General features: G+C 57.2%; 22 protein-coding genes. 10 read left to right on the forward strand and 12 right to left on the reverse strand.

Going from position 1 to position 25363, the window contains the following annotated elements; translation table 11 throughout:
- Nucleotides 1-44: 44 nt before the first annotated feature.
- Nucleotides 45-1022, reverse strand: a complete 978-nt coding sequence (locus tag ACZ5EH_RS09500; protein ID WP_464277885.1) for a chemotaxis protein — start codon at nt 1020-1022, stop codon at nt 45-47.
- Nucleotides 1023-1239: 217 nt separating this feature from the next.
- On the opposite strand from ACZ5EH_RS09500, the gene ACZ5EH_RS09505 reads away from it, so the two are divergent.
- From ACZ5EH_RS09505 to pssA, 4 genes are all read left to right on the forward strand, one after another.
- On the forward strand, nt 1240-1713 hold the full coding sequence (locus ACZ5EH_RS09505) for a hypothetical protein (RefSeq protein ID WP_464277886.1): 474 nt from the start codon (nt 1240-1242) through the stop codon (nt 1711-1713).
- A 15-nt stretch (nt 1714-1728) separates the two neighbouring features.
- Complete coding sequence (locus ACZ5EH_RS09510) at nt 1729-2355, forward strand: HAD family hydrolase (RefSeq protein WP_464277887.1); 627 nt, start codon at nt 1729-1731, stop codon at nt 2353-2355.
- A gap of 10 nt (nt 2356-2365) precedes the next feature.
- Nucleotides 2366-3007: a phosphatidylserine decarboxylase family protein gene (locus tag ACZ5EH_RS09515; protein ID WP_464277888.1), complete on the forward strand. Its 642-nt coding sequence runs from the start codon at nt 2366-2368 to the stop codon at nt 3005-3007.
- A 104-nt stretch (nt 3008-3111) separates the two neighbouring features.
- A complete protein-coding gene (pssA, locus tag ACZ5EH_RS09520; RefSeq protein ID WP_464277889.1) occupies nt 3112-3882 on the forward strand; it encodes a CDP-diacylglycerol--serine O-phosphatidyltransferase in 771 nt (256 codons plus the stop codon).
- 101 nt (nt 3883-3983) lie between these two features.
- Here pssA and ACZ5EH_RS09525 read toward each other — a convergent pair whose 3' ends face one another.
- Together ACZ5EH_RS09525 and ACZ5EH_RS09530 are read right to left on the reverse strand one after the other, a co-directional pair.
- A complete protein-coding gene (locus ACZ5EH_RS09525) occupies nt 3984-4484 on the reverse strand; it encodes a hypothetical protein (protein WP_464277890.1) in 501 nt (166 codons plus the stop codon).
- Nucleotides 4485-4599: 115 nt separating this feature from the next.
- On the reverse strand, nt 4600-4959 hold the full coding sequence (locus ACZ5EH_RS09530) for a hypothetical protein (protein WP_464277891.1): 360 nt from the start codon (nt 4957-4959) through the stop codon (nt 4600-4602).
- A 263-nt stretch (nt 4960-5222) separates the two neighbouring features.
- Between ACZ5EH_RS09530 and ACZ5EH_RS09535 the strand changes: the two genes are divergently transcribed.
- The gene (locus tag ACZ5EH_RS09535; protein ID WP_464277892.1) at nt 5223-7628 is read left to right on the forward strand and encodes a tetratricopeptide repeat-containing diguanylate cyclase; all 2406 of its coding nucleotides are present in this window, start codon (nt 5223-5225) and stop codon (nt 7626-7628) included.
- Nucleotides 7629-7878: 250 nt separating this feature from the next.
- Here ACZ5EH_RS09535 and ACZ5EH_RS09540 read toward each other — a convergent pair whose 3' ends face one another.
- The 9 genes from ACZ5EH_RS09540 to ACZ5EH_RS09580 form a co-directional block, all read right to left on the reverse strand.
- On the reverse strand, nt 7879-8229 hold the full coding sequence (locus tag ACZ5EH_RS09540; RefSeq protein ID WP_464277893.1) for a hypothetical protein: 351 nt from the start codon (nt 8227-8229) through the stop codon (nt 7879-7881).
- A gap of 168 nt (nt 8230-8397) precedes the next feature.
- Nucleotides 8398-10104, reverse strand: a complete 1707-nt coding sequence (locus ACZ5EH_RS09545; protein WP_464277894.1) for a sigma-54 dependent transcriptional regulator — start codon at nt 10102-10104, stop codon at nt 8398-8400.
- A 135-nt stretch (nt 10105-10239) separates the two neighbouring features.
- Nucleotides 10240-10737, reverse strand: coding sequence for a hypothetical protein (locus ACZ5EH_RS09550; RefSeq protein WP_464277895.1), 498 nt, complete (start codon nt 10735-10737; stop codon nt 10240-10242).
- Between the two features lie 68 nt (nt 10738-10805).
- Entirely contained in the window at nt 10806-12023 is a 1218-nt protein-coding gene (locus ACZ5EH_RS09555; RefSeq protein WP_464277896.1) for an MFS transporter, read from the reverse strand.
- Entirely contained in the window at nt 12024-12602 is a 579-nt protein-coding gene (gene amrA / locus ACZ5EH_RS09560) for an AmmeMemoRadiSam system protein A (RefSeq protein ID WP_464277897.1), read from the reverse strand. It abuts the gene before it with no gap.
- 41 nt (nt 12603-12643) lie between these two features.
- Nucleotides 12644-13321 carry a phosphoribosylglycinamide formyltransferase gene (purN, locus tag ACZ5EH_RS09565; protein ID WP_464277898.1) on the reverse strand — a complete coding sequence of 226 codons (678 nt, stop codon included), beginning with the start codon at nt 13319-13321 and terminating at the stop codon, nt 12644-12646.
- 42 nt (nt 13322-13363) lie between these two features.
- On the reverse strand, nt 13364-14473 hold the full coding sequence (locus ACZ5EH_RS09570; RefSeq protein ID WP_464277899.1) for a hypothetical protein: 1110 nt from the start codon (nt 14471-14473) through the stop codon (nt 13364-13366).
- A gap of 9 nt (nt 14474-14482) precedes the next feature.
- On the reverse strand, nt 14483-15994 hold the full coding sequence (gene cobA, locus ACZ5EH_RS09575; protein WP_464277900.1) for a uroporphyrinogen-III C-methyltransferase: 1512 nt from the start codon (nt 15992-15994) through the stop codon (nt 14483-14485).
- 70 nt (nt 15995-16064) lie between these two features.
- Nucleotides 16065-18749: a valine--tRNA ligase gene (locus ACZ5EH_RS09580; RefSeq protein ID WP_464277901.1), complete on the reverse strand. Its 2685-nt coding sequence runs from the start codon at nt 18747-18749 to the stop codon at nt 16065-16067.
- Nucleotides 18750-18883: 134 nt separating this feature from the next.
- On the opposite strand from ACZ5EH_RS09580, the gene ACZ5EH_RS09585 reads away from it, so the two are divergent.
- The 5 genes from ACZ5EH_RS09585 to ACZ5EH_RS09605 all read left to right on the forward strand — a co-directional run bounded on the left by ACZ5EH_RS09585 (nt 18884) and on the right by ACZ5EH_RS09605 (nt 25270).
- Nucleotides 18884-20143 (forward strand): BPL-N domain-containing protein, encoded by a 1260-nt coding sequence (locus ACZ5EH_RS09585; RefSeq protein WP_464277902.1) that lies wholly within the window; start codon nt 18884-18886, stop codon nt 20141-20143.
- Between the two features lie 13 nt (nt 20144-20156).
- Entirely contained in the window at nt 20157-21251 is a 1095-nt protein-coding gene (locus ACZ5EH_RS09590) for a hypothetical protein (RefSeq protein WP_464277903.1), read from the forward strand.
- 45 nt (nt 21252-21296) lie between these two features.
- Complete coding sequence (gene tgt / locus ACZ5EH_RS09595) at nt 21297-22457, forward strand: tRNA guanosine(34) transglycosylase Tgt (RefSeq protein WP_464277904.1); 1161 nt, start codon at nt 21297-21299, stop codon at nt 22455-22457.
- A gap of 282 nt (nt 22458-22739) precedes the next feature.
- Nucleotides 22740-23402 (forward strand): YdcF family protein, encoded by a 663-nt coding sequence (locus ACZ5EH_RS09600; protein ID WP_464277905.1) that lies wholly within the window; start codon nt 22740-22742, stop codon nt 23400-23402.
- Nucleotides 23399-25270, forward strand: a complete 1872-nt coding sequence (locus ACZ5EH_RS09605) for a thioredoxin domain-containing protein (RefSeq protein WP_464277906.1) — start codon at nt 23399-23401, stop codon at nt 25268-25270. Before ACZ5EH_RS09600 ends, ACZ5EH_RS09605 begins: the two co-directional genes overlap by 4 nt.
- Nucleotides 25271-25363: the final 93 nt, after the last annotated feature.

The following is a 25363-nucleotide window of genomic DNA, read 5'->3' on the forward strand; positions in this document are numbered from 1 at the left end:
TACTATCTTGTCGCAAAAGTGCTCTGAGACGGGTTCTGTCTGCTTCAGGAAGCGATAGCTGGATGCTGGATGTCTTCCCTGTTGCTTCTGATCAACGTCAGGGCCCGGCTGGCCAGTGTTACGAACTCCGGCTTGGAGACCTGGTCGTCAGCGCCGACGCTTTCACCTTTGTGACGCAGTTCTTTGGTGATCATGGAGGAAAAAAGCACCACCGGCAGGTCCTTGAAAGCGGAATCCTGTTTGATGTGGCGGGTCAGGGCGTAGCCGTCCATACGCGGCATTTCTATGTCCGAGATGACGATGTCCAGATAGTCGATGACGCGTTTTCCTTCTTCCTGCGCCCTGGCTTGCAATGATTGCAGAAAGTCCCAGGCATGCTGCCCGTCGTTGCATGTCTCCACCTTGAAATTCGCTTCCAGCAGTTTTTGGTGGATCATGGAGCGCAGGGAGGTTGAATCGTCAACGATCAGGGCCCGAACGTCATGGGCCGCGCGCTCCACATTGCCGCTTTCCCTGCTTTCAGGATCAAGCTCGTACAGTATGTTTTCCAGGTCCAGCAGCAATACGAAATGATCCTCCAAATCCACCATGGAGGTGATGCAGTTGCTTTCCATGCGCGTCAGGTATTGGCTTGGGGGGCGAACATCAGTCCAACTGACCCGGTGAATCTGGGTGACCCCGGAAACCAGAAAGCCGGTGATGGTCCGGTTGAACTCCGTTACAAGGATGACTTCATAGGCGTTTGGCGCCTTGTCTATGCCTAGCCAGGTGCTCAGGTCGAGAACGGGGAGGATAATGTCGCGCAGGGGTATGGTGCCCCTGAAACAGGGATGGCTGGCAGCCTCGGACGCAGTAAGGGGAGGGCTTTCTATGACTTCCAGCACCTTGGCGACATTGATGCCGAAAAAGCCGCGCTTTGCAGGGGTGTTGTCCGCGGCGTCCTCAATGCGTTCATCGATGTAAAATTCGATGATCTCAAGCTCGTTGGTTCCAGATTCGAGCAGTATCTCGCTTTTGCCCATAAAAACCTCTCCCTTGCATGGTACGCTGCGGGTACATAGTAAAAGCTGCCATTGTATTGCTAGTATAGGCTTTATTGAAACATGACAACAGGATTATAATGCCGCATGGGGCGGCCAAAGCTGGCAAGGCCGCCCAAAATTGGGTAGCGTGGTGTCATGTCCGGCAGTATGCTGTAGGGTCCTATATATGGAGGAAAGAAAAATGAGATGTGACCGGATGAAAATGCTTGTAATCGCCTTTTCCATTTTGCTGGCCCTTGGGGGCTGCGATTCGCTGGGGAATTTTTGCAATCCCTTTTCTCAAACCAGCGCCACTGTGCTTATCGAGGGTGACGCCACCATGCATTTGCCCGCTCCTGTGGTTTTGGAAGGTGTAACCATAGGCGAAGTAAAGGCCCAGGATGTGGATGAGAAGAACCGCCCTTATCTTGAGCTTTGCCTGGACAAGGAACAGGCTGAACGACTGGACAGGATAACGGTCTTCTACATAGAGAGGGAGGACACGGGTAAGGATCGGCTTGTTTGTCAGACCTTTCCGGAAGAGGACGCCCCGGCGAATGAAGAGATGCGCTTTCTGGGCTTTGGCAGCTATAGCGATTTCATCGCCTGGCGCGCGCAAAGCATAGTAAAGAAGGGCGTGGATGGTTTTCTCAAGGCTCTGGATGAGGCCTTTGACAGTGTGAATAAATAATTTACGGGAATTTGAATGCAACGCGAATTCAAGGTCGTTTTGTTCGATTTTGGCGGTATTCTTGCCGAGGAAGGGTTTCATCAGGGATTGCGGCACATTGGCCGCACCCAGGGAAAGGACCCTGAGGCATTCTTTCAAACAGCCGTGGACAGCATCTTCGAGACCGGCTATCTGGTGGGGCGCGCCACGGAAGCCCAATGGTGGGAAGATTTGCGCCAGCGTACAGGCATCCATGGTGATGATGCGGTGCTCCGCAAAGAACTGCTGGAGCGTTTTGTGTTGCGGCCGAGAATGTATGCTGTGGTGGACGCCGTAAAAGCCGCCGGCATGCGGGCCGCCGTGCTGAGCGACCAGACCAACTGGCTGGACGAACTGGACGCGGCGCTCAGCTATTCCAAGCCGTTTGAAAAGGTATTCAACTCATATTACACTGGGTTGCACAAGCGGGACCCTGAATCTTTCAGGTATGCCGTGCGTGAGATGGGAGTGCAGGCCGAAGAGGCTCTGTTCATTGATGACACCAGGCGCAACACCGATCTGGCCATGGAAACCGGCCTTTATGGGCTGTGGTTCAGGAACCAGGAGGATTTCGAGGAAGAATTACTGACCTTGATCCCGTCTTTGCGCCCCATGCTTTCCTGAAGGAACCGATATGCATAAGCCGTCTACCGGAGTGGCGCCAGAGGGCGTCCCTTTTATTGGTCTGGGAGTTTTTCTTACGCTGCTGGCAGCGATTCTGGGGTACGAGATTCTGTGCCTCGTGCTCCTGGTGTTGACGCTTTTCACGCTGTATTTTTTTCGCGATCCTGAAAGGGTGGTGCCCCAGGTAGCCGGGGCGGCCGTCAGCCCTGCAGACGGTCGCGTTGTGCGCATTGGTCCGGCCAAGAATCCCGTGGATGGCAACGAATGCACCTGCGTCAGCATCTTCATGAGCGTCTTCAATGTGCATGTGAACCGCATGCCCGTTGCGGGGAGCATCCGCTCCATTGAATATATACCGGGCAAGTTCTTCAACGCTTCTTTGGACAAGGCGAGTGAACACAACGAGCGCTGTGTGCTGGGCGTGGAGGATGCGGATGGCCGCACCTGGGGCATGGTGCAGATAGCAGGGCTGATTGCCCGGCGCATTGTGTGCCGCACGGAAGCTGGCGATGCGCTTGCACGCGGGCAGCGTTTTGGCGTTATACGCTTTGGGTCAAGGGTTGACCTCTATCTTCCAGGTGACTACTCTCCAAGTTTACAAATCGGTGACAAAGTTGTTGCCGGCCAGAGCGTGGTTGCCTGTCGCAGATGATGTGGCGCAGGCCACGCATCCATTTCCACAGGCGCAAGCGGGGGCAGTGTCGCAGTTCTCGTGCCCCATGTCCCTCGCTGTTCGCCAGATGACAAGGATATTCAATGGACCGTTCGGTTTCCTTTAGAAAGGGTGTTTTTCTGCTGCCGAACCTGTTTACCACGGCCAGCCTGTTCGCAGGTTTTCTGGGCATATTGTGGGCTGTGAGCGGCCGCTATGAATCCTGTGCCCTGGCTATATTGGTCAGCGCGCTTTTTGACGGGCTGGATGGCAAGGTTGCCCGGCTTACGAACACGACCAGCGAATTCGGTGTACAATACGACTCTTTGTGCGACCTGGTTGCCTTTGGGCTGAACCCGGCGCTGTTGCTCTATCACTGGCAGCTTGGCGGTTTCGGTCGCCTTGGGCTCATGGCCTGCTTTTTGTTTGCTGCCTGTGGCGCTTTGCGGCTGGCGCGTTTCAATGTCCAAAGTGCTAACACCTCCAAGAAATTCTTCATCGGCCTGCCCATACCGGCCGCGGCCTGCATTATCTCCACCCTGGTGCTGGCAACGCCCTACCTGCCGACAGGCATGACTGAATCCGTGTTGCCAGTTGTCTGTCTGATCCTGGCTTACCTGCTGTCCTTTTTGATGGTCAGCCGCGTGCGGTATGCTTCCTTCAAGGAGTACGGCCTGTTGCGTACGCATCCCTTCAGCTCAATGGTCACGGCCATTCTGTTGTTTGTGCTGGTGGCGTCGCAGCCGCGGGTGCTGGGGTTTGTATTTCTGCTGGCCTACATGATCTCCGGCCCCATCTACACATATGTGCTGATGCCCCGCCGCAGACGCAGGCAAACGGCCCAGGATGGGCCGGACGCCACTGCAGAACGCTAACGCGTACTTGCTCTGAAAAGCGCTTATGAGCGAAGGGTAGCCGCACTGCTGCTGGATTGGCAGCATGTTTTACATGACCGTTGTCTGACGGCTCCGATGCTTTACGGCAAAGTGAACGACTTGGCGATTTCCTTCACCAGGGGGTCGAACTCATTTTTGAGTCCGGCCTCATACCGCAGCATGAAGGTGTAGAATGTCTTGTTTCTAAGGATGGTTCTGCGGTAGAAAATGCGCCCCCCTTCGTATCCGGAAACAACGAACCAGTCCCACTCCAGCTTTTTATAGGTCACTTCGCGGCCGGGTTCGTTCATGGTATTTTGGAATTCCTCTTTCAGGGGCGTGTCCAAGGCGTTGTGCGAGGCGTAGACAATGAGTTCGGCATTGTTGTCGGCCCTGGTGAAGACCTGGCCGTCGCCGTTTTCGGATTCATCTTGGGGGAGCAGGGACGCCGGGTACTTGATGGCGTAATTGTAGCGTGGGTTGTGATAAACGTTCCAGGTGACGCCATCACCGGCAAAGGCGGGGGGAGCACTCACCCACAGCAGCACGGGCAGTGAGAAGAGAGCGAGGGCACAAAAGATTTTTGAAATGACAGGACGCATGCCGATCTCCTTTATGGGCAAATGTTCTGATACAAGCCAGTTATTTGCCACAGAGCCCGGTGCAAGTCGACGGTTTGTCCGCCTGCGTACATGCCTTGCGCGGTGAAATGAGTTTTTATGCAGTGGAGGACTGTGCGAACATCCTGCCTTCCAGGGTTTTGTCAAAGCGGCAGCCGATTTCGCCCCCATCGACCCATACGACCTGGGCCTGCATGCCGCAAAGCCCTTTTCCCCATCGCTCCAGCCCGCAATCGCAAAATTCCAGATGATCCCCGGCAGTCAGCGTGCAAAGGCAATTGCTCTCTGCCCCTTTATTGACGGCCAGACGGCATCCTTCAATATTGATGTCCATGATCAAGGCAGTTGCGGAATCGCCTGTTCCAGTGCGCAGGGTGCACCAATTGTTGGTGTCATGTACAGGAAGGGCAACGCGGATGAATGTCCTTCTGTCTTGAAAAGCATTGGCATCGGGCATGCTGGTTTCTCCTGGCTTTTAATACAAGCGAATCGCGCCTTTGAACGTGGAGAATCTGTAACAGTGGCGATTCTCACAGGCTGGAAATAAACGAACCTGGATCATGAACGTGATAATGGTTCATGTCAGGTTGCAGCTTTATGTCGGGCTCATAGCGGGAAGACGAATTCTGTCAGATTTCAAGGGATTTTTGGGGATCATGGCAAGTCTGAGCTTGAGAAAAACTCTAGACTTTGCTACCCGCGGTGCATGGAGGTGCCGTCATGGGAGCCAAAAGGGTTATTCTCACCAGTCAGGATCTGATCCGTTTCGAGCATGCGCTTAAAGACGAGATCGCCGGATTCATTCCTTTCTCGTCGTACAGTCTCTATTTTCCGCAGGAAATGCCCTATGAAATGCGCGATCCGGACGCCGTGCCTGGCGAGCTGGGGGCCCTTGCCATTCATCTGCCAAAGGAACGCAAGCTGCTTTTGCCCCTGGTGGAGGAAGGGCGTTTCCTCGGCGTATTCCAGGCGCGCGGCGTTACTCTGGCTGCGCCCAAATCCATGCGCCCCTTTCTTGTGCGCATGGCCTCGCTCTGTCTGGACAAACTTGCAATGTACAAGCGTTCCGTCACGGAACCGATGAGCGGCTTGCAATCACGCCAGTCGTTCTTCGACGCCATAGAGCGCGAGATAGACGTTGTTCGCAACTGCATGCGGCCAGGCGCATCCTGCGCGGATTTTTCCATGAGTGTCTACCGCGCCGGGTTGGGAGTGCTGGCCATTAACCTGGATGGATTGCCCCAGGTGCAGCGGCAATACGGATTTCTGGTTGCGGAACGGCTGGTGGGGCTTTACGGCGAAGCTGTGGAGCGCGCACGCCCCAAGCAAGCCCACGCTGCCCACCTAGGGGACGGAAGATTCGCCCTGTTCATGCCAGAAGCCATGCCCAATGCGAGCCGCAAACTTGGCGAGGCTCTGGTGCGCGAACTTGATCAGGTGCGCTATCGCAATGAATTGACGGACGAACGCGTCCGTTCGGCCTTTTCCGTAGGCCTGGCCAATTATCCACAAGATATGGAAGGGCGTCTTTTTGAATTGCCCATTGCAGAACAGGCGCGACTGCTGTTGCACAAAGCGCAAAAGGCCGCGGCTGTGGCCAAAGAGCACAGCCATGGCGCCGTATTTCCCTATGCGCGCATTTTAGAAGACGGGGGGCGCGTCAAGGATACGCTGCCTGCAAACCGTCTGCTGCTCAGCTTGGGGCGTGATGCAGGCGCAAAGGACGGCCAGCGGTTTCTGGTCTGGTCCCCGGGCAATGGGGATGTGAAGGACGAGCAACATCCTCCGGTTTATAAGGGCGAGGTGGCCGTCATGGAAGTGCTTGAGCACAGTTCTCTCGCCGAGGTCATGCATCAGAACGATCCTTCCTGGGATATGGAGCCGGGGGATTGTCTGACACTGCTCAAGGAAAGCCTGGGTGCATCGGCGCAGCCGGGGCAAGCCACAGGCGCTAAGGAAAAAGAAGCCTCCGAACAGCGCGATGTTTTGACAGGGCTGTTGTTGTACAGGGATTTTTTGCTGCAACTCACACGGGAGCGGGAGCGCTGCAAGACATTTGTGCTGGCCCTTGTTCGGCTGGGAAGCGGGGAGCTGGACCACACCCAGGCAGAACAGCAGGCCGCACAGGCGGCGACACTGGCCAGGGAGATTTTTTCGCAGGACGATGGCGCAGCGCTTCTGGGAGGCCGCTACAGTCTCAATTCCTTGCTGCTTTTCCATCCGGAAATGGATGCGGCAAGCGCCAAGGAAAACTATGAAGAGCTGGCCTCCCGCCTTGAACGCATGGGCATTTCAGTCGCTGTGGGGCTGGCCTGCCACCCCTTTCTGAACTTTCGCAAGGCAGATGCCTTGGACAATGCTCGCAAGGCCTTGGAATATGCCATGCTGCTGCCTGCGCCCCATGTGGGGGTAGTGGATTCCCTGGCGCTGAACATCAGCGCAGACAAGCAATTCAGCCAGGGCGATCTCTATGGCGCCGTGGAGGAATACAAGCTGTCTCTGCTTGCAGACGAGGACAACAATCTGGCCCGCAACTCCCTGGGTATCTGTCTGGCCAGGCTTGGACGGCTGCCCCAGGCCCGCCAGCATTTTGAAGAAGTGCTTTCACGGGACAAGAAGGACGTCATGGCGCTGTATAATCTGGGGCACGTCTGTCAGCGCATGGGCGAGGCCAACCAGGCCCGCAAGGCCTACAAGCGCTGCCTGGAACTGGAGCCTGGGCACGTTTACGCCCTCATTCGTCTGGGGCAGTTGAGCGAACAGCAAAATCGCCTGGCGCAGGCCCGTAACTACTATAACCGTGCAGAATCCTCAGAAGAAGGAAGCGGGTTGACGCAGCGCTACTTGGCGCGGCTTTGTCTCAGGCAGGGGCGCATAGAAGAGGCGAGAGAAAGGCTGCACCAGGCGCTGTTGCATGACCCCAAGGACGCCTGGTCCATGTACCTGCTGGCCAAACTGTACCTGGATAATGGCGAGGATCCGAGCATTGCGGAGTCGCTGGCAAGGCAGAGTGTGTCGCTTAGGCCGGAAAATAGAGGGTTCTGGCTGGAGCTGGCCCGTGCCTACGAGATTCAGGGCAGGGAGCAGGAGGCCAAGGAGGCATTGGCGCGGGCGGGAGAACGCTGACGCCCTCCTGCGTATGTGGCTTGGGCGCACTGATAGTAGAGAGAAAATAAAAAAAAGAGCGGCCTCACGAGATCCCTGGCAAATGGGGGGCAATCCAAAGGAAATGTGGGCCGCTCAATATAACCCGCCACATAAGTAGGGCGGAAATTTTTGGTCAATGGGAGCGTCAACCTGTGAGAATAACCTTACACGCGAGGTTCCCAGATAGCAAGTGGTAAAATTTTTTAAAAGGGATTCAGGCTTGGTTTTTTTAGTCTAAGTCGAAGATATCGTGAATGAATTTTGTCAGAATCCTCGCATCCGCCTTGCCGAGCAAGCGCTCTCGTTCATGACCGTTTTCAATAAGCAGATAGGTTGGCGTTCCCAATATGTAGAAACGATTACGGAGGCGATTGTCTTCGCAGGCTTCGGCTATGCAAACGTGAAGCATGGGGTGGAACTGCTTGGCAACTGCGCACAGATCTTGTTCCAAGACCATGGATTCCTTGCTGCGCCGCAGGCAGGCGATAAGAAGCGGCGTATCAGAATCAAGGAGGTCTTCTGAAAAGAGAGGAAGCTCACATAGGTCGTCAGGGTCTGGCGGCAAGGTGGCGTAGTTCATGGGTTGCAGCTCTGCATCATACGTGCCAGCTGTCTCATAATATGAGATATTATGTAAATAGCTAATATAAATTATCTTTTATAGGAGAAAGTGAAGGGTGGCAATTTGACATATGTAACATGTTACAGTGTTGCAACATGTTACACGCTGTGTCACTCTGCTTTGCGATCATCTTTCAAATTCGCGAATTTTGCGGTAGATGGTCTGCCGGCTTACGCCAAGAACACGGGCGGCTTTTGCCTTGTTGCCGCCGGCTTCTTTCAGGGCGCGCTCCAACTCTTTTGGGGTAATGCTGGCGAAGCCGGCTTCAGATCCCAGCTCCATCTCGCAATCATTGCGCAACTCCAAAGGTATGTGGGGCATCTCTATGGTTGCGCCGCGGCAAAGAATGAATGCGTGCTCCATTGCGTGCTTAAGTTCGCGGATGTTGCCCGGCCAGGAGTAACGCATGAACGCAGACTTCACTTCGTCGCTTACGCTCTGGATGTTCTTGTTGAACTGGCTGTTGAAGAGCCGGATGAAATGATCGATGAGCAGGGGGATGTCTTCTCGCCGCTCTTTTAGGGAGGGAATGATGATTTCTACAACCTTGAGCCGGTAGTAAAGATCCTCTCGGAAATCTCCGTTTATGACCCTCTCGCGCAGATTCTGGTTTGTTGCGGCTATAACCCTGACGTCCACTTTCCGTGTTTTTGTGTCACCAACAGCCTCGAACTCCTTTTCCTGGAGCACCCGCAACAGTTTAAGCTGGATACGCGGTGAGATGTCGCCGATTTCGTCCAGGAAAATGGTGCCGTGGTGGGCGAGGGTAAATCGGCCTGCCTTGTCGCGGATGGCGCCGGTGAAAGCGCCCCTGACGTGCCCAAAAAGTTCGCTTTCAAGCAGGTTTTCGGAGAGCGCGGAGCAATTGACCTTGACCAGGGGGTTGTTGGCGCGGTTTCCTGCATTGTGCAGGGCCTGGGCAACCAGTTCCTTGCCGGTACCGCTGGGCCCGGTAATCAAAACCGTGGTATCGGTTTCGCTCAAATCCTCCACCAGGGTGTAGATGTGCTGCATGCGCTGGCTTTTCCCGATGATCCGCTGGAACTCCCGGCGTTCGGTAAGCTCACGCTCCAGGCCCACAAGCCGTGAAATGTCTCGCAGCAGCAGTACAACACCGAGGAACTGTCCCGTATCATCAACCAGGGGCGAGCAATTGAGCACCAAGGTCAGATCGCCTTCCTTGTTGTCGCACTCCACACGGAATTCACGGACAGGCTGCTTGGAGCGCAGGGTCTGGGTTACCACCTCGGCCACGGTTTCCAAACCGTTGCGGAAGGCTTCGCGGTAGTCCAACCCCTCAAGGCTTTCATGCCAGGGGCCCAGCATCTCATGGGCGGCCTGGTTTGTTTGTATGATGTTTCTGCTTTTGCCGATTGTGACAATGGCGTCCGGCACGCTCCGGAAAACGGCTTCAAGGTGAAGTCTGAGATTCTCTTTTTCGATCAGCAAGTTGCGACGGTCGTCTTCCAGGCGCTTATGCCGTAGGGCAACCCGGGACATGCGCAAAAGCGTATCCTTGTTCACTGGCTTGGATACATAATCAAAAGCGCCCAGCCGCAGCGCTTCTGCGGCGGTCTCAACGTTCGGGTCGCCGGTAATCATGACCACCGGTACCAGCAAGCCCCGGTCCTTTACGTACTTAAGCAGCTGTATGCCGCTTTTGCCGCCGAGGAGAATGTCTGCAAAGATGACGTCAGGGGTGCATTTGTCCATCAGCTGGACTGCGCTGGCGTAGTCCATGACCGTATCCACACGGTGACCTTCCATCTCCAGGATGGTGCCCATGGAAAAACAAATGCTGTCCTCGTCATCCACTACGAGAATATACGGCATATCGAGCAAGCTCCCCCTGGCCAGCTGAACAACATCGCCGAAAAAGAATTAACGTTATGCAACGTAATGCACCAATAAGAGGCGATACGGAATTATTATTCCGCATCTGGCGCCAAAATTGGCCTTATCTGGCGATTATTCAAAAAGGTAAGAGTACTTAGAGTATACTTCGTGGGTTTTACCAGCCAGGGCTTCGGCGTCTTCCTTTACAGAAGCGGAGTGCACAAAACCGACTTCGTTGGAAAGCAGATACTTAAGCGTGCCCTCGGTTTCGGAGTAGACAAAAATGGCGGAGTAGGCCGAACTCATGTTGGGGCGTCCAGGAAACTCCTCCACAGTGCGCAGGATCAGCTTCAATTTGCGTTCATCCTTGGTGGAAAGGGTGAACAGGCTGGAGCGGTCGAAAAGTTCCTTGAGATGGTAGGCAAGGCGGCTGCCCACATTGTCGGTCCCGGAATGTTCGACGCTGACAAGGATTTTGTGCTCATTTTGAGAGGAAGGCGTCGGCTTGTCGGGCAAGTCTTTTTTGGGAGCCGCCAGGGCGCCGCCCGCACCGGCTGTTTCCTGGGCAAAGGCGGCAAGCGGCAGACCAAAAATGAGAATGGCGGCAAGAGAGAATAGAAGCGTGCGCATGAGCATTTTCTCCTGGGGAAAGGGTCTTGGTGATAGTGTGAATAGCATATGCAGCCAGCGCTTCTAAATCAAGAGGAGAGGGGAGGTTGGTCATTATTTGGCAGACGAATACACTGGGCAAGAACAAGTGAAAGCAGGCTCATGGCCGCACCGGCAAAGAAGACGACTCTGTAATCAAACAGCCAAAGCGCGCCACCTGCCACGGGTATGATGACTGCTGCTATGTGATTGATTGTAAAGCCCATTGCCATGCTGGGGGCGATGTCCTCCCGGGCGGCTATTTTCTGAAAATAGGTGCGTATGGCGATGGAAAAATTGAAGAATATGTGGTCCAAAACATACAATGCGCCTGCAACAACGGCACTATCCGTAAGGGCGTATGCAATGAAAACGAACAACAAACTGCCATATTCGATGGTCAAAATCGCACGCTCGCCAAAGCGATTTATCCCGCGCCCTATCATGGGGCTCAAAAACATGTTTATCAGGTTGTTGATGACAAAAAGAATGGTGATTTGCTGCACGGAATAGTTGAAATGTTCCACAAGAAGAAACACGGCAAAGGCAACAAATATCTGGCGTCGTGCACCGGACATGCAGGTGAGTGCGTAGAAGAGCCAGTAGCGTTTGCGCAGAATCATCTTCTTGGCTTGCGGTTCCAGTGCTGTATCTTGCGGGTGCATGAACATGCAGCCCACAGCGACAAGGGCGATGGCAATACCGAAAAGCAGAAAAAGGCCTGTGTAGTCCATGTAGCCTGCGAGCAGGAAAATGGCGCCGCCAGCAGCCAGATTGGCGGCTGAAGCAGCGGCTTTGAGCCTGCCGGAAACAACGGGGGCGGCGCTCAGGTCAAAATACTGCAAGGTCAGGGACTGGTTCATTGTCTCGAAATAGTGGAATCCGAAAGACAACAGCAGGGTGGTGCATATGAGCCCGCCCATGGTCGGAAACAGTCCCGTGGCTGCTACACCAGCGCCGAGCACAAGGACCGACAACGTCGCCAGCCGGTGTTCGCTGATGAACAGCAACAGGTACACGGCCAGCAGGGAAAGGAGTCCGGGCACCTCTCTGATGCCCTGCACCACGCCCATCTGGAAGCCGTTCATACCTGCGACTTCCACGGAAAAATTGTTTATAAGGGTGCGCCAGCCTTGCAACCCGCCTGTGGAGGCCACTGTAAGCAGCAACAAAAAAAGAAACATGCGGGCATTGCCCGCATGCAGGGTGTCTATGGACTGGCCAGCGCCTTTTCCAAGGCGCCGAAGTGCTATGAATGGAATGCGCAATCAGAATACCTCTGCTTCAAACCAGAAAATCTGTGTTTCAGGGTCTGTCCAGCAATCGGCGCCCATGCCGGCCTTACGGCAGGTATGGCGCAAAAAGGTGTCCCTGTCCCACCCCCATTCAACGGGAACCTGGGGCAAGAGCAAACCAGAGGAGGGGCCTTTGCGAATCAAAAGCCCGTGCCGCCCCACTTCGATACGTTCCGAATCAGGGCACGGTTCCAAAGGGCTTAGCACGGAAATTTCGGTTTCAATGCGTTCGAACTCATCCAGGGAAAGAGGGGGAAAACGCGGGTCTTCAAAGGCGGCGCTCTGGGCCATGTTGGCTATGGTCTTGTGCAGCGGCGCGTTGCCAACCACATTGCCGATGCACCCACGCAGGTTGCCATCGATCTTCAGGGTGACAAATGCCCCCAGTTTTTCTTCCAGGGTTTTGCTTATGGGAGGCGGCAGTTGCGCTGCGTCTTTTCCTCCTGCGCGTTGCTTGAGTCCTTGCAGGATGGAAAGGCGCACGAGTTCGTGCAGGTAGCGTTTTTCTTCATCACTGAGGCTGAATTCAAAAGAACGTTCTATGGCTGCCATGGGGGCCTCCTTGTAATTGGATGCGTTGCGGCCCGGCCGATTCAGAAACCAGGTTCCAGAGGCGGATTTACCAAGTATGCGCCTGTGACCGGGGCCTTGGGCGAAGTTTCCTCATCTACAAGGTAAACATGCCTCCCCTGTATGCGCAAGCGCCCCTTGCTGAGCCACTGCAAAGCCTGTGGGTAAATACGGTGCTCCAGAGCAAGGATACGCTTGCCCAGCGCGTCTGCATCTTCTCCTGCCAGGGCGGGTACAGCGGCCTGGATGATGACGGGGCCGTTGTCCATGTGCTCATCGGCAAAGTGCACGGTGCACCCGGAAAGTTTGACACCGTAGGCGTTGGCGTCCCCTTGCCCATGGATGCCGGGGAAACTCGGCAGCAGCGCAGGGTGGATGTTCAGCACCCTGCCTGGAAAGGCCTGCAAAAAGCCCGGGGTAAGCAGGCGCATGAACCCCGCCATGGCCACTGTATCGGCGCCTGCATCACGGATGGCTTCAACCATGTGCTGGTCAAAGGCTTCGCGGGAGGCAAAGTTGTGGTGGTTCAACGCCAGGCAGGGCAGGCCGTGCTTTTCTGCGCGCGTCAGGCCGTATGCATCCGGCTTGTTGGAGATGACCAGATTGATGGTGGCGTCAAGCGCCCCGTCTTCGATCCGGTCGATGATGGATTGCAGGTTTGAACCACTCCCTGAAACAAGTACCGCTAGTGAAAGTGACATGACGTAGTCCTGAATGAAGGAAATTGAAATCGTGGTGCCGGCTCATTGCCGGGTGCATTCTGCTATTTCGTGGGTGGATACCCTGTTGGCAATGCAGCGTGCAAGCGCCGCATGCTGGGCGGCATTGGGGTGCCCGGAAATTATATCGTCTTTTTTCAAGAACCACTTGGGATCCTGAAATTGTATGGGTAATGCGCAGGAGGTCAAAGGCAGGGTGGCCGTTGCTTCGCATTTGGGATCCTCGCCAAAAATATTCACTGCCATGAATTCAATGCCATGTTGCCGGCACAGGGTGTTCATGCGCTCTATACTATAGCACGTGGCGGCGGTCGCCTCCTGGCTGTTATCGTCAATGAACCGATCGAGCAATCTGTCCTGGATAAAATACACCAGGTCCAGGTTGTCAGCCAGGCCCAAAAGGTTGAGTTCGGAGTAAGGGACCTGAATCCATTTTCCCTCGCTGTCTTTGGCAAGATGCGGGGGGATGATGTGCACCCCTTTGTAACTGGCGAGGGACCTGATCCAGGGGGTGTTGCAAATGTTCCTGTTTCTGTGGTGTACGGCATACCCGTATACGACAATCGCAGGGGGCGTTTCGTTTTCTTCCAGGTAGCGTTTGAGCATCAAGTAAGATTGCCAGGTGCCATACCCCGGTACGGCCCTATTCACTACGCGCAGTTGTTCATTCCTGGACACAAGCTCTCCCTGCAACACCGCGGCAATCGTTTCGTCATCCTCCACACCATAACCAAGCATGTAGGACCCACCGAGCAGAAGCACAACGGGCGCTTCCTCCAGGGTTTTACCTACGGCGGCGGAGATCGGCACCAGGCGTGAACCATCGGCCTGCACAGTCATGGGCTTGGAGAGTATGTCGACGTTCCAGATACCAGGGGTCATGCGCCACCCCAGTTCCTGGTCCGGGGTGGCCCATTGCTCGCTATGGAAATGGCCTGATCCATCATTGGGGCGGTAATGTTTCAACCGCAGCCCAAGTTCCAGAATCACAAGTACGAAAAAAACGGCCCCAACGGTGAGCAACACCTGCTGCACCCAGATGCCTTTACCGTGCAACGTCTTGTTGTCGGCTTCTTTGGCGTTTGTTCCGGCTTCCCGGGGTGGATCGCTCTTTTTGCCGCGAGGGTGCGTCAACGCAAGCTCCTATTTCTCAAGTCCCGCGGCTATGGCCTGGGCCAGAGCCGGGATGGTGAATTCCTCTGGTTGGATATGGGGCGTAAAGCCATAACCGGCAAGGGTTTTGGCTGTTACGGGGCCGATGCTGGCCAAGGTTACTTCCGGCGCAAGTTTTTTCAGGGTCTCGGGAGAGACCATGGCAAAGAAGTTGTCCACCGTGGAGGTGCTGGCAAAGGTGATGCACTGCACCTCGCCCATTTCGAGCATGGCCTCGAAGTCCTGCACCTTGCCCTTGGCGGGCACTGTTTCGTAGACGGGCAGGATTTCCACCTGGGCCCCGGCCTTGCGCAATTCTTCAGGCAGCACTTCCCTGGCTTCCTTGGCGCGGGGGATCAGCACCTTTTTGCCGGCAACGCCACGCTCCAACAGCCCGGCCACAACGCCTTCAGCCACGTATTTGTCGGGTACGAAGTCGGGGCGGATGCCTTTGGCCTGCAAGGCCTCGGCTGTGGCAGGGCCGATAGCCGCGATCTCGCAGCCTGCCAGAATCCGTGAATCCAGGCCCACGCTTTCCAGTACGCGCCAGAAATGCTTGACCCCGTTCACCGAGGTGAAGATCAGCCAGTCGTACTGCGCCAACCCCAGGATGGCGGATTCCACGGGGGAGTCGTCCACCAGCTGCTTGATTTCAATGGTGGGGAACTGGATAACGCAGGCGCCCATTTCTTCCAGAATGGAGGCCAGGCCGCTTGCCTGCTCCCGGGCGCGCGTCACAACAACGCCCTTGCCCATGAGGGGCTTGTTTTCAAAATACATCAGCGTGGGGCGCAGCTTGACCACATCGCCCACCACGATCAACGAGGGCGCCTTGAAGCCGAGACGCTTGGCTTCATCGGCCACGGTCTCCAGGGTGGCGGTCATGGTCCGCTGCCGGCAGGTGGTTCCCCAGCGCACCAGCGCAACAGGCGTATCTGCGGGGCGGCCGTTCTTGATCAGATTCTGGGCGATCATGGGCAGGTTCTTCACACCCATGAAAAAGACCAGGGTGCTGGCGCTCTTGGCCAGAGCCTCCCAGTTATGGGCGCTTTCTTCCTTGGTGGGGTCCTCGTGCCCGGTGATGAAGCTGACGCTGGAAGCATATTGACGGTGGGTCAGCGGGATGCCGGCATAGGCAGGGGCCGCCACGGCGCTGGTTACGCCGGGCACGACCTCGAATGTGGCGCCCGCTTCCAAAAGTTCCTCGGCCTCTTCTGCGCCCCGGCCAAAGACATACGGATCGCCGCCTTTCAAGCGGGCGATTATCTTGCCTTCCTTGGCTTTTTCAACAAGCAGGGCGTTGATCTGATCCTGGGGCAGGGTGTGGTCGCCCCCTTTTTTGCCAACGTAGATGATTTCGGCATCAGCGCGGCAATAGTCGAGAAAACCGGGGTTTGCCAGGTAGTCGTAAACGACTACGTCGGCGCGCTCGAGAATTTCCTTGGCCTTGATGGTCAGCAGGCCGGGATCGCCCGGGCCGGCGCCTATGAGGTAGACGGTCACATAAGCCTCCTGGGGCTTTTGTATGCGTGGTTGCGTTGTAAGGCCTCCCCGGCAAGGGGAGGCCCCGGCATTAGATATCCTGCATGGCCTGCTTCAGCCGCTCCTGCAGCCTGGTCAGGGTTGTCTGCTTTTCATCCAGGGTTTCGGCCTTGTCGCGTTCCTTCTGCACGACCTCAGCCGGCGCCTTGCTGGTAAAGCCTTCGTTGGCCAGCTTTTTGTTCACGGCGGTCAGTTCCTTGGCGATCTTGGTCAGTTCCTTGTCCAGGCGGGCAAGCTCGGCGTCAAAGTCCACCGCCCCGGCAAGGGGTACGAACAGTTCGCTGGAACCAACAACCGCACTGGCGGACGCCTTGGGCGCGCTCACCTCAGGGGCGGCTTCAAACGTTCCCACACGGGCCAGCAGCTTTATCATTCCCTGATGCTCCAGGAAGAAAGCCTGCTCTGTGGCGTCGTTGGTGCGGATGAGCGCCGTCAGCTGTACCGACGGGGCGATGTTCAACTCGCCGCGGATGTTGCGCACGCTGACGATGGTCTGCTGCAAAAGCTCCATCTTCTGCGCCGCTTCTGGGTTGTGATGTCCGGGCACGGATTCGGGGTAGGGCATCTTGGACAAGTCTTCCTGCTCGATGCCCGGCAGGTAGCTCCATATCTCCGAGCTGACAAACGGCATGTACGGGTGCAGCAGCACCAGAAGCCGCTTGAGGACGAACAACATCCTGTACTGGGCGTCGTTTTTGACCTTGGCGTCGTCGCCGGAGAGTTCAGGCTTGAGCATCTCCAGATACCAGTCGCAGAATTCCATCCAGATGAAACGGTACAAGGCCTGGGCCGCGTCATTGAAACGGTAGGCCGTCAAGGATGCGTCCAGCTCCTCGGCCAGTTCATCCAGGCGATGGCAAATCCATGCGTGGTGCAGCCCCTGTTCGGCCGGCCCAACTTCGGGAGCCACAGGCGCAGCTTCGTCCTTGCCGGGCAGGTGCATCAGCGCGAAACGCGATGCGTTCCATATCTTGTTCACAAAGTGGCGGTAGCCTTCAATGCGGTCTTCGGAGAGCTTGATGTCCCGGCCCATGGCAGCAAAGGCCGCCAGGGTGAAGCGCAGGGAGTCGGTGCCGTATTTGGCCACCATGTCCATGGGGTCGATGACGTTGCCCGTGGACTTGCTCATCTTCTTGCCCTCTGCATCGCGCACCAGGGCGTGGATATAAACGTCATGGAAAGGAATCTCGCCGCGGAACTGCAGCCCCATCATCATCATTCTGGCGACCCAGAAGAACAGGATGTCAAATGCCGTGACGAGCACCGACGTGGGGTAGAATATCTCCAGCTCGCGGGTTTCATTTGGCCAGCCCAGGGTGGAAAAGGGCCAGAGCGCCGAGGAAAACCATGTGTCCAGAACGTCCTCGTCCTGCACCAGCTTGGAGCTGCCGCATTTGCAACAGGTTTCTGGGTCCTCGCGGGTCACGGTGAGTTCGCCGCACTCTTCACAGGTCCAGGCCGGGATGCGATGCCCCCACCAGAGTTGGCGGGAGATGCACCAGTCGCGTATGTTGTCCAGCCAGTGGTAGTATGTCTTGGCCCAGCTTTCGGGCAGGATGCGCGTTTGGTCTGGGACGGCGGCGCGGGCCTTCTCGGCCAGGGGCTTCATGGAAACGAACCACTGCGTGGAAACATGGGGCTCGATCACGCTTTTGCAGCGGTAGCAATGCCCCACGCTGTGCTCGTAATCCTTGGCCTCCACCAGCAGGCCCAGCTTTTCCAGGTCCTCCAGCACGCGTTTGCGGCATTCTTCCTTGGTCAGTCCCTGGTATTGGGAGCCGGCCAGTTCGTTCATCTTGCCGTCTTCGTCTATGACCTGAATGACATCGAGCTGGTGAGTGCGCCCCAATTCCCAGTCGTTCATATCGTGGGCCGGGGTCACCTTCAGGCAGCCCGTGCCGAATTCGCGCTCTACATAGGTGTCGCCGATAACGGGGATTTTGCGCCCCAGAAGCGGCAGCACCACCGTGGCGCCGATGATGGCTGTGTAGCGTTCGTCTTCGGGGTGCACGGCAACGGCTGAGTCGCCGAGCATGGTTTCGGGGCGGGTAGTGGCGACAATCACGCTGTCTATGCCATTTACCGGCTTTTCCAGCGGATAGCGGATGTGCCAGATATGCCCCTTGCGGTTGGCGTGTTCCACTTCATCGTCGGCAAGCGCTGTGTGGCAGCGGTTGCACCAGTTGATGATGTATTCGCCCTTGTAGACAAGGTTTTGCTCGTAAAGGGAGACAAAAACTTCCCGAACGGCCTGGGAAAGGCCTTCATCCAGGGTGAAGCGTTGGCGGCTCCAGTCCACGGAGGCGCCCATGCCTCTGATCTGCTTCAGAATACGCCCCCCGTATTCTTCCTTCCATTGCCACACGCGCTCGATAAAGGCTTCGCGCCCCAGATCGTGGCGGGACTTGCCTTCTTTGGCCAACTGGCGTTCCACCACGTTTTGGGTGGCGATGCCGGCATGGTCCATGCCAGGCACCCAAAGAACGCGTTTGCCTTTCTGGCGCTGATAGCGGCAAAGAATATCCTGCAGCGTGATATTCAGGGCGTGCCCTATGTGCAGTGAGCCCGTGACGTTGGGCGGGGGGATGACGATGGAGTAGGCATCGCCTGTGGCGTCCAGGTCCGGGGTAAAGGACTGGTGCTGGTCCCAAAAATCGCGCCAGCGTTCTTCAACGTCCTGTGGCTCATAGCCCTTGGGCAGATCGTTCTGCGACATGAATCAATTCCTTTGCGTAGAGTTGTTCCCGGCGGATGCTTGCGCGCCAGGGGGCTGCCTGATAGCGTATGCCGCCTGAGCTGCCGGGGAAAATGCATGGAGCGAATTTCGGCAGACTAGCGGGTGCCAAGATCATGTCAAGCCTTTACATACTTTGGGACGAATCCCACATCTGGGGACTGTTGGCCTGGCGGGCCATCAGCGCCATGGGGTTCGACTACCGCCTCGTGCGGGGGCAAGAAATAGCGCAAGGCCTCCTTTCCCGCAAGCCGCCAAGCGTGCTTGTTGTGCCGGGGGGCGTCGCCAGGCGTAAAGCCACTGTGCTGGGCGAAGCCGGAATGACCGCCGTACGCGACTATATCGCGGGGGGCGGCGCCTACGTGGGGTTTTGCGGCGGCTCCGGGCTGGGGCTCACGGGAACCTTTGGCCTGCGCATCTGCCCGTGGCAACGTGCTGCGCTTAAAGACCGCATGCTGCATCTTGTCAGCGGGCATATCCGCGCGGCTGTCGCCCGGCCGCACCCTCTTGCGCCTCCGGAATCCCTGGGTCTGCCGGAACAACCCCTGCTGCCCGTATGGTGGCCGGCGCGGTTCGCCCAGGAACAAAACTCTCCCGTCAGTGTGCTGGCTACCTATGATACGCCGGGCGATGATTTCTGGGTGGCGGATTTGCCTGTGAGCGCACTTCCCGAAGGCACGCTAGCCGACTGGGAAGCACTCTACGATGTGCGGCTGAAACCCAGCACGCTCAAGGGGCAGCCATGCGTTGTCACCGGGGAATACGGCAAGGGGCGCTACCTGTTGAGCTACGCACACCTGGAAACCCCGGGGTCGCCGCATGCCAACAAATGGTTGGCCCATATCCTGCGAGAATTTTTGGGTAATGATGACGCCAGCGCTCACGACGGCGTTCCGGCATGGGACCTGAGCAACCAGCCTGTGCGCTGGCACACGCCCTTGCTGCTGGAAGCGGCGCACGCCCTGGACACCATACTCGGGCTGGGGCGCGACCACTTTCTATTGTTCGAGCGCAATCCCTGGCTCATGGGGTGGCGCGCTGGCATACCCGGCGCCGCACTGAACAACGTGAACTCCCTTTTGCGCCAGACCCTGGCCCAGGAGCCCACACCCGCGGCGGAAAGCTATCTGAAGAGTCGCGACAAGGAATTCGCTCATGCCGTGATGGATTTTCGTGAAGGCGTCAGCGGCTACCTGCTGGCCGAGCGTCTGGCCATGACCCTGGCCAAGACCTTTCCCGAGGCCGTTTCCCAGGATGCGCTCAAGCGCCAGCGCGCAGCTCTTTTTGGTGCGCCCATGGAATACGCAGGGCCCTACGGCACCATGCTGGAGATCCTGGACGAACTGTTTTGGCGTTGCGTAGCAGCGCCCGAGTAGGCAGGAGGGCACCATGGTTTCGCCTGCCCCCCCAGTCTTGGACCTGCCGTTCATTCCTGATGCCGGATACCTGCGCTTTGTGGCCGCCCAGGGCGCCAGGGTGCATTCAATGCACGTGCCCATGCATTTGCCAGAGGTGGCGGACGCGCGTCCTCCCGGTCAGGAAGTGGACACAGACCACCTGGTGGAACTGCTTGGCCTTGTGCCGTCATCTCCCGGCCCCCGTAAGCACGCCCTGCTGAATGGGCGTTTTCACGCGCCTGAAGCCTATGTGGACAAATCTTTTCTGCAGGGCCTTGCCGCACGGTTGCAAATCTTGCTGGAGGCGGGGCAGTTGCATGGCATCATATATGATGATCACTATCTGCTGCGCGCCCTTGCGGATTTCGCCCCTGATCTGTGCGCGGAGCTGGAGGCCATTCCCAGCGTCAATTGCAGGCTGGACTCGTTACCGCGTGTGCTTTGGCACGTACGGTATGCACGGGCGGCGGGATTTCGCCCCCCGGGGCAGATAGTGCCGGACAGGGAGCTGAACCGTCGCCTCCCGGAGCTGGAAGCCCTGGTCGCCGCTGTGCGGGGCAAGTTTCCTGACTTGCAGATAATACTGCTGGCAAACGAGGGCTGCCTGCCCCAATGCCCTTTCAAGACAGCCCACGGGGGGCACATGGCCCTGGGGCATATCCGCGGGCTTTCACCAGCGCATATCGGGGCCAACAGAAACATAGGGTGCAGCCGTCTTTTTGCGGAGCGCCCCGAGTTGCTGTTCGGCGCACCGTTCATCCGTCCGGAAGATCAAGGCGCGTACGCCCATGTGGCAAACGCCTTCAAGGTATGTGGTCGCACGCGCGGGGCGCAGGTCATGGAGCGCATCGCCCGCAGTTATCTGGAAGAGCGCTATGCCGGCAACCTGCTCTGGCTGCTGGACACCCAGGAGTGCCTTGCGCCGGCGCTGTATGTGGCGAACGAGGAATTGCCCGACGATTTTTTGTCCCGCCTGTCCCGGTGTGATGGCGACTGTGAAGATTGCGGCCAGTGCTGCCTGTTGGCTGCACGCCATGTGCGGCGTCAATCCCCTGGTGATTCCCTGGGGGCAGGGGCCTTACCGTAAGTCTGGAACTGGACAAACGGGCAACCTTGAGCCAATCTCCGCTCCATGAATGAGCAAGCACCCAACTCCGTAGCGAATGAAGCAGGCGACAACCGCCCCATAGGGCATTTTGAAGTTCAGGCGCGCGATGGCGAAGCCCGCGTTGGCGAGCTGGTAACCGCCCATGGCGTGATCAAGACTCCCGTCTTCATGCCCGTAGGCACCCAGGGCAGTGTAAAGGCCCTGAGCCCCGACGACCTTGAAGCAATCGGCGCCCAGATTATTCTGGGCAACACCTATCATCTTTATTTGCGCCCCGGTTCGGAACTGGTGGAGCGCTTCGGGGGGTTGCACGGCTTTTCCAACTGGCGGCGCCCCATCCTGACGGATTCGGGGGGCTTTCAGGTTTACAGCCTGAGCGGGCTCAGGCGGATTACGGAAGAAGGCGTGGAATTTCGCTCGCATATTGACGGGTCAAAACATTTCTTTGCACCGGAGAAGGTGGTTCGGGTCCAGCGCCAACTGGGGTCTGACATCATGATGGTGCTTGACGAGTGCGTGCCCTATGGCGCGGACCGCGACTACACGGACCAGTCCCTGGCCCTGACCACGGACTGGGCCCAACGCTCCCGTAATCATTATCCAAAAGGAAGCGGCCCCAACCTGCTTTTTGGCATAATACAGGGCGGGTTTTACCAGGACCTGCGCGAAAAAAGCATCGAGCAGATATGCTCCATCCCTTTTGACGGTTTTGCGCTGGGCGGCTTCAGCGTCGGGGAGCGCATGGACGTGATGTATGAGTTCCTGCACTCCTGCACCTCGCTTATGCCCGCGGACCACCCCCGGTACCTGATGGGAGTGGGTAAGCCCATGGATATTCTGGAGGGTGTGGAAACAGGGCTTGATATGTTCGACTGCGTGCTGCCTTCGCGAAACGCCCGCAATGGTACGTTGTACACCTCCCAGGGCAAGATCAACATCAAGCGCGCGGAATTTCGCGAGGACCCGTCCCCCCTTGATCCTGCGTGCGATTGCTACACCTGCCGCACCTTTTCCAGGGCGTATCTGCGCCACCTCTATGTTGCCAAGGAACTGCTGGCCTACAGACTGAATACCATCCACAACCTGGCATTCTACCTGGATATGATGCGCAAGACCCGCGCGGCCATCCAGGAAGGGCGCTTTGCCGCACTCAAGGCCAGGTATAAGGATATGTTCGACGAGTAGTATGGTTACAGCGCACTCGCATCGGGGGGGCGCCCAGTGCCGCAGTTGTCGGCTTTTTTTGAGGATGCGACACGGGCGGATCCAGTGGGGAGGCGCTCTCGACAATAGGGCGCTTTCACAAGCTGCGCGAAGTGTGTTAAGAGGCAAGCAGAGATTTCGGGTGGTTCTGCAATTCAAGGGAAAAGGAACGCCTGAAAATGGCGCAGACGCATGCAGACGGCACTACAAATGGGGAAATGACTGGAGCCCGATACCTTCAGCTCTAACCGGGACGGCAAACCCATGCGCAGGTTCCTCTCTTTTTTCTTCAAGCTGGTTGGCTTTTTCACCGTACTGTTGGCCATTTTCGCGGCCGTGTTGCTTTTTTTTGGCGGCAGATGGCTTCCAGTGGAGGGTATCCCGCAGCCTGCCGACTATATAGTGGTAATGGGCGGTTCCCCAAGCAGGGCGCTTTACGCGGCAGACCTGTATAAACGGGATATGGCGCCCCAGGTGCTGGTGAGCAACCAGTGGCGCGCGCCTATGATGCAGGAGCTGGACAAGCTGGGCGTGGAATATTGCCCAGGCGAGGAACTGGATACCGCCATTCTGCGGGCCAAGGGCGTGCCCCAAAACGCCATAAGCCAGTTCGGCAACCGGAACATGAGCACCGCCCAGGAGGCCATGGAACTGCAAAAACGCTTTGCAGGGCAATCGGTCAGCCTGCTTGTTGTCACCTCCACCTATCACGTGCGCCGTACGGGGCTTATTCTGGATGAATACATGCCCTGTTGTGAGCATCTGGTTGTAGGTTCGCCCTATGAACCATTTGCCAGCGACTGGTGGAACGATCGTGAAAGCGCCAGGGCGCTGGTGCTGGAATCCGCTAAATATTTATACTTTTTATTCGGAGGGCGCTTTGTTTCCACACCGCCCCCGGCTGAAGAGAGCCAGGAGACACCATGAGCACGGCCAATCGTCTGATCCACGAGAAAAGCCCCTACCTGCAACAACATGCGCACAATCCAGTGGATTGGCGCCCCTGGGGGGAGGAGGCCTTTGCAGCGGCGAGAGCGCAGGACAAGCCGCTCTTTGTCTCCATAGGTTACGCCACCTGCCACTGGTGCCACGTGATGGAGCGCGAATCCTTCGAGGATGCTGCCACTGCTGCAGCCATGAACGAGGCCTTCATCAACGTGAAGGTGGACCGTGAAGAGCGGCCCGATATCGATACCGTGTACATGACGGCTTGCCAGCTTATGAACGGGCACGGGGGGTGGCCGCTCAACGTGCTGCTTACGCCGGAGGGCCAGCCTTTTTTCAGCGCCACCTATTTGCCCCCCGATTCCGGGTTTGGCCGGCTGGGACTGAAGGACCTTTGCCAGCGCGTCAACGAGTTGTGGGCAACCAGTAGAAAGGATCTTTTGGATTCCGCTGCGTCCGTCACCCACACCCTGCGTCTTGCCTGCCGGGAGGATGGTGAAGATACGGGCGCCCCTGCCGGGGACATAACGCCGCATGCCGACCCCCGCATAATGGAGCGCGGCTTCAAGGAGTTGGAAGAGCGGTTTGATGCGGTACATGGCGGCTTCGGCAACGCGCCGAAATTTCCCACCCCCCATGTGTTGTTGTTCCTGCTTTCTCTCAAGGATACGCAACATGGCCCCAAAGCCTTGGAAATGGCTTCCAAAACCCTTACGGCCATGCGTCTGGGAGGGATTTTCGATCACGTGGGGTGGGGATTCCATCGCTATGCAACGGATGCGTCCTGGCTGCTGCCCCACTTTGAAAAAATGCTCTACGACCAGGCCATGCTGGCCTATACCTACGCAACGGCCTATCAGGCCACAGGGCGCGACGCTTTCGCCACCACCGCGCGTGAAGTGCTGACCTATGTGATGCGCGATTTGCTTTCTCCGGAAGGCGCCTTCTTTTCCGCAGAGGATGCGGACAGCGAAGGCGAGGAGGGCAAATTCTATGTGTTTTCGCTGGAGGAAGTGCAGAGCGCCCTTGGTGAGGACGCGGAACTGGCCACAGAAGTGCTTAATTGCGCGCCTGGCGGCAACTTTGCCGAAGAAGCCACCGGCAAGCCTACGGGAACGAATATATTGCACCTGAGCGAACCGTTGGCGGATGTGGCTGCGCGACTGGAGCAGGACCCCGAAAAACTGGCGCAACGATTGGAAGCGGCCAGGAAGACGCTTTTCAGCCTGCGGGAGCGCAGAGTCCGCCCCTTGCTGGATGATAAGATACTGACTGATTGGAATGGCCTGATGCTTGCCGCCCTTGCAAAAGGGTCGACCTTGCCCGGCGGTGAGCGGTGGTTGCGCGATTCCAGGCGCACGGCGGAATGGCTGCTTTTGCATCTGCGCACAGACCCAGTGCCGGAAACCAATGGCGTGCGGCTGTTGCTGCACCGCTACCGTGACGGTGAAGCCGGCCTGCCTGCGCATGTGAATGACTACGCTTTTCTCTGCTGGGGGTTGATTGAACTGTACCAGGCAGGCGGGGGCGACGAGTGGCTCAAGGAAGCTGTCGCACTATGCGACGCCATGCTTGCCTTGTTCTGGGATGAAGCGCGCGGCGGGCTTTTCATGACCTCGCCAATCGCTGGCGAGCAACTCATCTGCCGTCCGAAGGAACTATACGATGGGGCGCTGCCCTCCGGTAACTCCGTGGCCGCCCTGGTGCTGGAACGCTTGGGCAAGCTGGCTTCGCGTCAGGACCTTTCCGAACGCGCCAAGGCTCTGCGCAAGGACGCTTCCTTTTCCGTGAAAAACCAGCCTGCGGCCCACGCCTTCATGCTTTGGGCAGCAAGCGAGGCCGATAAATAAGGCGACGCTAACAGTATATTTGACATTCACCCCCCTGAGCCCACGGCGGTTCAGGGGGTTTTTATTTTCAAGACGCAAAATGCTTGTCCACAT

It is taken from the genome of Desulfovibrio biadhensis (assembly GCF_055388615.1).

Coding starts and splice junctions, on each gene's coding strand:
- ACZ5EH_RS09500 (WP_464277885.1), bottom strand. CDS start 1,022: ATGGGCAAAAGCGAGATACTGCTCGAATCTGGAACCAACGAGCTTGAG.
- ACZ5EH_RS09505 (WP_464277886.1), top strand. CDS start 1,240: ATGAAAATGCTTGTAATCGCCTTTTCCATTTTGCTGGCCCTTGGGGGC.
- ACZ5EH_RS09510 (WP_464277887.1), top strand. CDS start 1,729: ATGCAACGCGAATTCAAGGTCGTTTTGTTCGATTTTGGCGGTATTCTT.
- ACZ5EH_RS09515 (WP_464277888.1), top strand. CDS start 2,366: ATGCATAAGCCGTCTACCGGAGTGGCGCCAGAGGGCGTCCCTTTTATT.
- pssA (WP_464277889.1), top strand. CDS start 3,112: ATGGACCGTTCGGTTTCCTTTAGAAAGGGTGTTTTTCTGCTGCCGAAC.
- ACZ5EH_RS09525 (WP_464277890.1), bottom strand. CDS start 4,484: ATGCGTCCTGTCATTTCAAAAATCTTTTGTGCCCTCGCTCTCTTCTCA.
- ACZ5EH_RS09530 (WP_464277891.1), bottom strand. CDS start 4,959: ATGCCCGATGCCAATGCTTTTCAAGACAGAAGGACATTCATCCGCGTT.
- ACZ5EH_RS09535 (WP_464277892.1), top strand. CDS start 5,223: ATGGGAGCCAAAAGGGTTATTCTCACCAGTCAGGATCTGATCCGTTTC.
- ACZ5EH_RS09540 (WP_464277893.1), bottom strand. CDS start 8,229: ATGAACTACGCCACCTTGCCGCCAGACCCTGACGACCTATGTGAGCTT.
- ACZ5EH_RS09545 (WP_464277894.1), bottom strand. CDS start 10,104: ATGCCGTATATTCTCGTAGTGGATGACGAGGACAGCATTTGTTTTTCC.
- ACZ5EH_RS09550 (WP_464277895.1), bottom strand. CDS start 10,737: ATGCGCACGCTTCTATTCTCTCTTGCCGCCATTCTCATTTTTGGTCTG.
- amrA (WP_464277897.1), bottom strand. CDS start 12,602: ATGGCAGCCATAGAACGTTCTTTTGAATTCAGCCTCAGTGATGAAGAA.
- purN (WP_464277898.1), bottom strand. CDS start 13,321: ATGTCACTTTCACTAGCGGTACTTGTTTCAGGGAGTGGTTCAAACCTG.
- ACZ5EH_RS09580 (WP_464277901.1), bottom strand. CDS start 18,749: ATGTCGCAGAACGATCTGCCCAAGGGCTATGAGCCACAGGACGTTGAA.
- ACZ5EH_RS09585 (WP_464277902.1), top strand. CDS start 18,884: ATGTCAAGCCTTTACATACTTTGGGACGAATCCCACATCTGGGGACTG.
- ACZ5EH_RS09590 (WP_464277903.1), top strand. CDS start 20,157: ATGGTTTCGCCTGCCCCCCCAGTCTTGGACCTGCCGTTCATTCCTGAT.
- tgt (WP_464277904.1), top strand. CDS start 21,297: ATGAATGAGCAAGCACCCAACTCCGTAGCGAATGAAGCAGGCGACAAC.
- ACZ5EH_RS09600 (WP_464277905.1), top strand. CDS start 22,740: ATGCGCAGGTTCCTCTCTTTTTTCTTCAAGCTGGTTGGCTTTTTCACC.
- ACZ5EH_RS09605 (WP_464277906.1), top strand. CDS start 23,399: ATGAGCACGGCCAATCGTCTGATCCACGAGAAAAGCCCCTACCTGCAA.